General features: G+C 70.1%; 8 protein-coding genes. 4 read left to right on the top strand and 4 right to left on the bottom strand.

Translation table 11 applies throughout. The features are described from left to right. Positions 1-173: 173 nt before the first annotated feature. Positions 174-365, bottom strand: a complete 192-nt coding sequence (locus QMX80_RS17385) for a rubredoxin (RefSeq protein WP_082443726.1) — start codon at positions 363-365, stop codon at positions 174-176. Positions 366-434: 69 nt separating this feature from the next. Between QMX80_RS17385 and thiE the strand changes: the two genes are divergently transcribed. Next, positions 435-1,061: a thiamine phosphate synthase gene (gene thiE / locus QMX80_RS17380; protein WP_282278429.1), complete on the top strand. Its 627-nt coding sequence runs from the start codon at positions 435-437 to the stop codon at positions 1,059-1,061. Between the two features lie 479 nt (positions 1,062-1,540). On the opposite strand, the gene QMX80_RS17375 is transcribed toward thiE, so the two are convergent. Next, positions 1,541-2,815: a membrane dipeptidase gene (locus QMX80_RS17375; RefSeq protein WP_282278428.1), complete on the bottom strand. Its 1,275-nt coding sequence runs from the start codon at positions 2,813-2,815 to the stop codon at positions 1,541-1,543. A gap of 151 nt (positions 2,816-2,966) precedes the next feature. On the opposite strand from QMX80_RS17375, the gene hemL reads away from it, so the two are divergent. Beyond that, on the top strand, positions 2,967-4,259 hold the full coding sequence (gene hemL / locus QMX80_RS17370; RefSeq protein WP_282278430.1) for a glutamate-1-semialdehyde 2,1-aminomutase: 1,293 nt from the start codon (positions 2,967-2,969) through the stop codon (positions 4,257-4,259). Positions 4,260-4,374: 115 nt separating this feature from the next. Next, the gene (locus tag QMX80_RS17365) at positions 4,375-4,962 is read left to right on the top strand and encodes an HAD-IA family hydrolase (protein ID WP_282278427.1); all 588 of its coding nucleotides are present in this window, start codon (positions 4,375-4,377) and stop codon (positions 4,960-4,962) included. Here QMX80_RS17365 and QMX80_RS17360 read toward each other — a convergent pair. Then, complete coding sequence (locus tag QMX80_RS17360; protein ID WP_282278426.1) at positions 4,924-5,388, bottom strand: HIT family protein; 465 nt, start codon at positions 5,386-5,388, stop codon at positions 4,924-4,926. The genes QMX80_RS17365 and QMX80_RS17360 overlap by 39 nt on opposite strands. Further along, positions 5,388-6,614 carry an acetylornithine transaminase gene (locus QMX80_RS17355; protein ID WP_055771746.1) on the bottom strand — a complete coding sequence of 409 codons (1,227 nt, stop codon included), beginning with the start codon at positions 6,612-6,614 and terminating at the stop codon, positions 5,388-5,390. The genes QMX80_RS17360 and QMX80_RS17355 overlap by 1 nt, the downstream gene beginning before the upstream one ends. Positions 6,615-6,685: 71 nt before the next feature. Here QMX80_RS17355 and QMX80_RS17350 point away from each other — a divergent pair, with 71 nt between their 5' ends. Next, positions 6,686-7,567, top strand: coding sequence for an ion transporter (locus QMX80_RS17350; protein ID WP_282278425.1), 882 nt, complete (start codon positions 6,686-6,688; stop codon positions 7,565-7,567). Positions 7,568-7,732: the final 165 nt, after the last annotated feature.

The following is a 7,732-nucleotide window of genomic DNA, read 5'->3' as shown; positions in this document are numbered from 1 at the left end:
AACAGACCCCGGCCCCGTGTCGCGCGGGCCAACGCCCCGCGGGGGCCTCACCGGCAAAGCGCCGCCGGGCGCGGCCCGGCGCTACAGAACCCTGTCCCGTGTAGAGCGGGGCAACGCCCCGCTGGGGCTTCGCCGGGAAAGCGCACCGGGCATCGCCCGGCGCCTGCTGGACCTCAGTCCAGCTCCACCATCTCGAAATCGTCCTTGGTCGTGCCGCAGTCCGGGCAGGTCCAGGTCTCCGGCACGTCTTCCCAGCGCGTGCCCGCGGCGATGCCTTCCTCTGGCAGGCCGTCGGCTTCGTTGTAGATGAAGCCGCAGACGACGCACATCCAGGTGCGGAAAGTGGAGGCGGGAGCGTCAGGCATTGGATAATCACGGCAACACAAGGGCGGCCGCTGATTGTCCCACTCCCGCCGCCGTACAGGTAGCCATCCATGCCCCACGCTCCCAGCGCCGCCCGCGGCGTCTATCTGATCACCCCCGACGAAGCCGATACCGCGCGCCTGCTCGAACGCACGCGCCCGCTGCTCGCCGCCGGCGCCACCTGGCTGCAGTACCGCAACAAGGTGGCCGATGCCGCCACCCGCCATGAACAGGCTCTGGCCCTGCAGGCGCTGTGCGCCGTTGCCGGCGTGCCGCTGATCGTCAACGACGATGCCGCGCTGGCTTCCGCCATCGGCGCGGCCGGCGTGCACCTGGGCGAGGACGACGGCGACATCGCCGCGGCGCGCGCCCTGCTCGGCCCCGGCGCCATCATCGGCGCGTCCTGCTACGACCAGATCGAACTGGCGCAACGTGCCGTGGCCGCCGGCGCCAGCTACGTCGCCTTCGGTGCGTTCTTTCCCAGCCGCAGCAAGGCCACCACGCGGCGCGCGCATCCGCGCCTGCTGCGCGAGGCCGCCGCGCTGGGCGTGCCGCGCGTGGCGATTGGCGGACTGACTCCGGACAACAGCACGCCGCTGGTCGAGGCCGGCGCCGACCTGCTCGCAGTCATCAGCAGCGTGTTCGCCGCCGACGATCCGGTAGCCGCGCTGCGCGGCTACCAGGCCTGTTTCGCGTAGAGCGGCGCCACGCCCCTCTGGGCATTGCCGCCAAAGCCCCGCCGGGCGATGCCCGGCGCTACGGGCGCCATCACCATCGTCCCGCCCATGTAGAGCGGGGCAACGCCCCGCTGTGGCATTACCGGGCAGGCCCCGCCGGGCGATGCCCGGCGCTACAGGCGCCATCACCATCGTCCCCAACGCCCCGCTGGAGCATTACCGGGCAGGCCCCGCCGGGCGATGCCCGGCGCTACGGGCGCCATCACCATCGTCCCGCCCATGTAGAGCGGGGCAACGCCCCGCTGGGGCATTACCGGGCAGGCCCCACCGGGTGATGCCCGGCGCTACAGGCACCCGCGCCATCGGCCATCCTTGTAGAGCGGGGCAACGCCCCGCTGCAGCATTGCCGCCAAAGCCCAGCCGGGCGTTGTCAGCGAGCGCCCTCCGTTGCGTCGGCGCAGGAGCAATCGCGGACGGCCCCGCTCCCGCAGGGCAGCGCTTTACTCCAGCGCCGCCTTCACCGCCGCCGGGTCGGCCAGCGCCTGTACGTCGCGGATCAGGCGCACGGTGTTGCCGCCAAGGATGCCGCCGATCTGCCGCTCGTCGTAGCCGGCATCGAGCAGGGCCTGCACCACCTTGGGCAGCGCGGTGATGTCCTCGTAGCCGTCGACACCGCCGCCGCCGTCCCAGTCCGCGCCCAGGCCGACATGCTCCCAGCCGGCCACCTTGATGATGTGCAGCAGGTGGCGCATGTAGTCGTCGAAATCGGCCTTGCGGATGTGGTACTTCGCGTCCAGCTCCGCCATCCGCGCCTTGACCTGCTCGCGCTCGGCATCGCCCAGGTCGTGACGGTCGCCGAAGGACTCATAGATCTTGCGCCGCTCGGCGCGGTACTCCGGGGTGGCGCCGGTGTCGATCAGGTAACCGCCCAGCGAGTTCACCTGGATCACGCCGCCCTTCTTCGCCAGCGCGCGGATGCGCCTGTCGTCGATGTTGCGCGAGTGCGCGAACACGTCGTAAGCGCCGCTGTGCGAAAGGATGATCGGGGCCCTGCTCAGTTCGAGCATCTGGTCGAACACCGCGTTGGAGGCATGCGACTGGTCGAGGATGATGCCCAGCCGGTTGGCTTCGGCGATCATCGCCTTGCCCTTGTCGCTCAGGCCGCCGTGCTCGCCTGCCGGGGCCACGCCCATGCCGGCCGAGTCGGCGAAATCGTTGTGGCTGATGTGCGCCAGCGAAAGCATCCGCAGCCCCTGCTTGTAATAGAAACCCAGCAGGCTGGGGTCATGCTCCAGCGGGTAGGCGTTCTCCATGCTGATGTAGACCGACTTCTTCCCCGCCGCCTTGATACGCGCCGCGTCGTCGGCGGTGGTGGCCAGTTCGAACTTGTCCGGGTTGGCCGCGACCATCTCGCGGATCTCGGACAGACGCACCAGGCCGGCATCGCGCGCCTTCAGGTTGCCGGCGGCATCGCGCTCGCCCTGGCCGGTGAAGATCACCCAGAAGCCGCCGTCCAGCCCGCCCTCGACCATGCGCGGGTAGTCGACCTGCGAGCCGTCGCCCTGGAAGGAATGGCGGTCGGTGATCTTCCAGCCCGGCTGCGAGAACAGCGCCGGCGTATCCAGATGGGTATCGAGATTGATCGCGCGGGCCTGGATGGCGCGCGCGCGTTCGGAAATCTTCTCCGGGCCGGTACCGGCCTGGGCGGTCGCGGCGAAGACCAGCAGCAGCGCAGCCGACAGCGCGCCGGCCTTGAACGTCGTATCGAACTTCATGGCTCTCCCTTCGGAACGGATCATCCCGCATTCTTGCATGCGCCCACCCGCCCCTTGCAGGCCATTGGTCATGGATTCCCCGGCGCGTGGCAGCGCCCGGCGCGAAAGCGGACAATGGGCGCAATCCCCGCCACGCAGCGATGCCATGTCCTTGAACCACGACCAGTCCCATGCCCTGTTCACCCGCGCGCAGAAGCTGCTGCCCGGCGGCGTCAACTCACCGGTGCGCGCGTTCAAATCCGTCGGCGGCGAGCCGTTCTTCGTGCAGCGCGCCGATGGCGCGTACCTGTTCGACGTGGATGGCAACCGCTACATCGACTACGTCGGCTCGTGGGGCCCGATGATCGTCGGCCACAACCACCCGGCGGTGCGCGAGGCGGTGCAGCAGGCGATCGGCAACGGTCTGTCGTTCGGCGCGCCGTGCCCGGCCGAAGTGACCATGGCCGAGGCCATCACCGGCCTGGTGCCCTCGTGCGAGATGGTGCGCATGGTCAACTCCGGCACCGAGGCCACGCTGTCGGCGATCCGCCTGGCGCGCGGCGCCACCGGCCGCGCCAAGATCGTCAAGTTCGAAGGCTGCTACCACGGCCACGGCGACTCGTTCCTGGTCAAGGCCGGCAGCGGCATGCTGACCCTGGGCGTGCCGACCTCGCCGGGCGTGCCGGCCGGCCTGAGCGAACTCACCCTCACCCTGCCCTACAACGATTTCGAGGCGGCCACCGCCCTGTTCGAGCAGCAGGGCAGCGAGATCGCCGGCCTGATCATCGAGCCGGTGGTCGGCAACGCCAATTGCATCCCGCCGCGCGAGGGCTATTTGCAGCACCTGCGCGCGCTGTGCACGAAGCACGGCACGCTGCTGATCTTCGACGAAGTGATGACCGGCTTCCGCGTGGCGCTGGGCGGCGCGCAGGCGCACTACGGCATCACTCCGGACCTGACCACCTTCGGCAAGATCATCGGCGGCGGCATGCCGGTGGGCGCCTATGGCGGCCGCCGCGAACTGATGCAGCAGATCGCCCCGGCCGGCCCGATCTACCAGGCCGGCACGCTCAGCGGCAATCCGGTGGCGATGGCCGCCGGGCTGGCGATGCTGGAGCTGATCCAGCAGCCGGGTTTCCACGATGCCCTGGCCGCGCGTACCGCACGCCTGTGCGAAGGGCTGGAAGCGGCCGCGCGCGAGGCCGGCGTCGCCGTCACCACCACCTGCGTCGGCGCGATGTTCGGCCTGTTCTTCACCCACGAGAAGGTAGAGACCTACGCCCAGGCCACCGCCTGCGACCTCCCGGCGTTCAACCGTTTCTTCCACGCGATGCTGGAGCACGGCGTGTTCCTGGCGCCGTCGGCCTACGAGGCCGGTTTCCTGTCCAGCGCGCACGACGACGCGGTGATCGATGCCACCCTGGCCGCCGCACGCGAAGCGTTCAAGGTGGTCGCCGCCGCTTGATCGCCCTCCACCTCGCCCGTGCAGGAGTGGCAATGCAGGCCGCGACCGGCGCTTTCGCAGGAATGTTTCGGTCGCGACGGATGCCGCTCCCACGGGGGCGGTATCCATGATTCCGATGATCCACGCCCTGCTGCTCGACTTTGACGGCCTGCTCGCCGACTACGACCATCCGCGCCATCTCCGGCACCTGGCCGATGCAGCCGGCTGCATGCCGGCGCAGGTCGACGAACTGCTGCGTGGCGAAGGGCTGGAGCTGGCGCACGCGCGTGGCGAGCTCGATGGCGATGCGCTGTTGCAGGCCCTGAACGCGCGTCTGGGCAGCCGCTTGTCCGCTGCCGACTGGTTCGCCGCGCGCACCCATGCCAGCGTCCTGCGCCGCGACACGCTCGCCCTGCTGCAACGGCTGCCCCCCGATATCCGCGTCGCCGTGCTCACCAACAACGGTCCCTTGAGCGTGGCCGCGATCGCCGCCCTGCTGCCCGGCACCGGCGTGCTGTGCAGCGCCGCGCTGGGCGTGCGCAAGCCGGATCCGCACATCTACCTGGCCGCCGCCGAAAGGCTGGGCAGCGCACCCGCGCGCACGCTGTTCATCGACCATCTGTTCCGCAACGTGCAGGGCGCGCGCAGCGCCGGCCTGCACGCCGACACCGCGCACCACACCCAGTCACTGCGCCGCGTGCTGCGGCGCTGGCACCTGCTGTGAACCGCCGCCCAGCGCGTTGCGCAGCCGCGTCGCCAACGGCTCCAGTTGCGCCATCGTCGAAGGGACCGGCACGCCCATCGGGTAGACGTCCAGCAGGCCGTCTCCATGTCTGCGCGGCTGCACATGCAGATGGAAATGCGGCACTTCCTGTCCGCCGGCCTCGCCGTTGGACTGCCACAGGTTGAGCCCGTCCGGTGCGAGCGTGTCGCGCAACGCCCGCGCCACCCGGTGCGCCACGCGCATCACCTGCCCCGCAAGGGCTTCATCCAGCGCGTAGAGGGTTTCGGCATGCTGCCGTGGAACCACCAGCACGTGCCCGGGCACGGCTTGGCGCAGGTCCATGAAGGCCACCACCTGCGCGTCTTCCCACACCATCCGGGCCGGCAGCTCGCCGGCCAGGATGGCGCAGAACACACATTCCTGCATCAGCGCGAAGCCACGTACGCCGCGATCGCCTCGCGCACGCGCTTCAGGCCTTCGGCCAGTTCCTCGTCGGTGATGTTCAGCGGCGGCACGAAGCGCAGCACGCTGGTGCCGGCCTGCAGGATCAGCACCTGCTTTTCGGCGGCCAGGTCCAGCAGCGTGCCGATGTCGGCCACGTACTCGGGCTTGAGCACCGCACCGATCATCAGGCCCATGCCGCGCACCTGCTCGAACACGCCGAATTCGGCGCCGATGGCTTCCAGCCCGGCCTTGAGCGCGGCCGACTGGCGCGCGACGTTGGCGCGGATTTCGTCCGAGGCCAGCGTGCGCAGCGCCACCCGCGCCACTGCCGCGGCCAGCGGGTTGCCGCCGAAGGTGGTGCCGTGGGCGCCGACGCCCATGACCTCGGCCACCTTCGGGCCGGCCAGCATGGCGCCGACCGGGAAACCGCAGCCCAGCGCCTTGGCCAGGCTGACGATGTCCGGGGTCACGCCCCAGTTCCAGTGCGCGAACAGCTCGCCGGTGCGGCCCATGCCGACCTGGATCTCGTCCAGCACCAGCAGCGCATCGTGCTGGTCGCACAGTTCGCGGGCGCGGCGCATGAACTCGGCCGAGGCCGGCATGATCCCGCCTTCGCCCTGCACCGGCTCGAACATCACCGCGGCCACGTCGCCGCCGGCCATGGCCGCTTCCAGCTGCGCCACGTCGTTGAAGTCGGCATAGCGGAAACCGCCCGGCAGCGGCTCGTAGCCTTCCTGGTACTTGGGCTGGGCGGTGGCGGTCACCGTGGCCAGGGTGCGACCGTGGAAACTGCCGCGGAAGGTGAGGATGACGCGCTTCTCCGGCGGCCGGCCCTGCGCGGCGGCCCACTTGCGCACCAGCTTGATCGCCACCTCGTTGGCCTCGGCGCCGGAATTGCACAGGAACACGCGGCTGGCGAAGCGCGAGGCCTCCACCAGCTCCTGCGCCAGGTGCAGCGGCGGCTCGCTGTAGAACATGTTGCTGGTGTGCCAGAGCTTGTCGGCCTGGGCCAGCAGCGCGGCCTTCAGCTCCGGGTTGTTGTGGCCGAGGCTGCACACCGCGATGCCGGCCGCCAGGTCGATGAACTCGCGTCCCTGCGTATCCCAGAGGCGGGCGCCCTGGCCGCGCTCGAGCACGAGCTGGCGGGGCCGGTACACCGGCAGGTAGTACTGGGACAGGGACAACAGCGGTTCGGCGACAGCGGTCATGGCGTTCCGGCAAGTAGGGTGGGCGAAAGACGCATTCTCTCCCATTACGCGGGCTGCGGCACAATGCCGCCATGCGACTGTTCTCGACCCCGCAACTGAACCCCGCCTCCGAGACCGGCTGGCGCCGCCGCTGGTTCGACATCATCTACCGGCGCGACACCCGGCCTTCGCGCAATTTCGACCTGCTGCTGGTCTACGCCATCGTCGCCAGCGTGCTGGTGGTGATGCTGGACAGCGTGCAGCACATCCATGCCGCCTGGGCGTCGTGGTTCTACGTGGCCGAATGGGGCTTCACCCTGCTGTTCAGCGCCGAGTACGCGCTGCGCCTGCTGGTGGTGCGGCGGCCGCTGCGCTATGCGCTCAGCATCTGGGGCATCATCGACCTGCTGGCGATCCTGCCCACCTATCTCTCGCTGCTGCTGCCCGGCGCGCAGACCCTGCTGGTGGTACGCGCCCTGCGCATCCTGCGTGTTTTCCGCATCCTCAAGCTGACCCGCTACATCGAGGAAAGCGGCATCCTGATGCAGGCGCTGTGGCGCAGCCGCCGCAAGATCCTGCTGTTCCTGTCGCTGGTGATCACCATCGCCATCGTCGCCGGCTCGCTGATGTACGTGATCGAGGGCCCCAGCCACGGCTTCAGCAACATCCCGGCCAGCATGTACTGGGCGGTGGTGACCATGGCCACGGTCGGCTTCGGCGACATCGTGCCGCAGACCACGCTGGGGCGCTTCGTCACCTCGGCGCTGATCCTGATCGGCTACAGCATCATCGCCGTGCCCACCGGCATCTACACCGCCGAACTGGCCAACGGCATGCGCCAGGCCGAGGCCGCGGCCGGCCGGCGCCGCCGCGATGACCGCGGCTGCGTCGTCTGCGGGCATGAGGGGCACGAGCCGGCGGCGCGTTACTGCAACCGCTGCGGGCACGAACTGCCCGAGCCGCTGGAGCCGTAAGCACGAGCCGGCTGCTCCACGCGCTGCCGGCCCGGGCGAACCCGGCCGGCACCAGCACCGGGAGGCAGCAGGCGGCATGCCCCATCGCGGCCGCGGCGCCGGGCGATGGCCGCGGCCATCGCGGTGGCTCAGTCGAGGAACAGGTCCGGCAGCAGCGGCCGCGAC

This window comes from Stenotrophomonas sp. PS02297, from assembly GCF_029959705.1.
GTDB classification, from domain to species: domain Bacteria; phylum Pseudomonadota; class Gammaproteobacteria; order Xanthomonadales; family Xanthomonadaceae; genus Stenotrophomonas; species Stenotrophomonas nitritireducens.
Note: the sequence above shows the minus strand (reverse complement) of the source record. Positions and strands in the feature narration are given on the sequence as shown.

Bases quoted from the DNA above. Each gene is read 5' to 3' on its own strand.
- QMX80_RS17365 (WP_282278427.1), top strand. From the start codon at position 4,375: ATGATCCACGCCCTGCTGCTCGACTTTGACGGCCTGCTCGCCGACTAC.
- QMX80_RS17355 (WP_055771746.1), bottom strand. From the start codon at position 6,614: ATGACCGCTGTCGCCGAACCGCTGTTGTCCCTGTCCCAGTACTACCTG.
- QMX80_RS17385 (WP_082443726.1), bottom strand. From the start codon at position 365: ATGCCTGACGCTCCCGCCTCCACTTTCCGCACCTGGATGTGCGTCGTC.
- QMX80_RS17360 (WP_282278426.1), bottom strand. From the start codon at position 5,388: ATGCAGGAATGTGTGTTCTGCGCCATCCTGGCCGGCGAGCTGCCGGCC.
- QMX80_RS17350 (WP_282278425.1), top strand. From the start codon at position 6,686: ATGCGACTGTTCTCGACCCCGCAACTGAACCCCGCCTCCGAGACCGGC.
- QMX80_RS17375 (WP_282278428.1), bottom strand. From the start codon at position 2,815: ATGAAGTTCGATACGACGTTCAAGGCCGGCGCGCTGTCGGCTGCGCTG.
- thiE (WP_282278429.1), top strand. From the start codon at position 435: ATGCCCCACGCTCCCAGCGCCGCCCGCGGCGTCTATCTGATCACCCCC.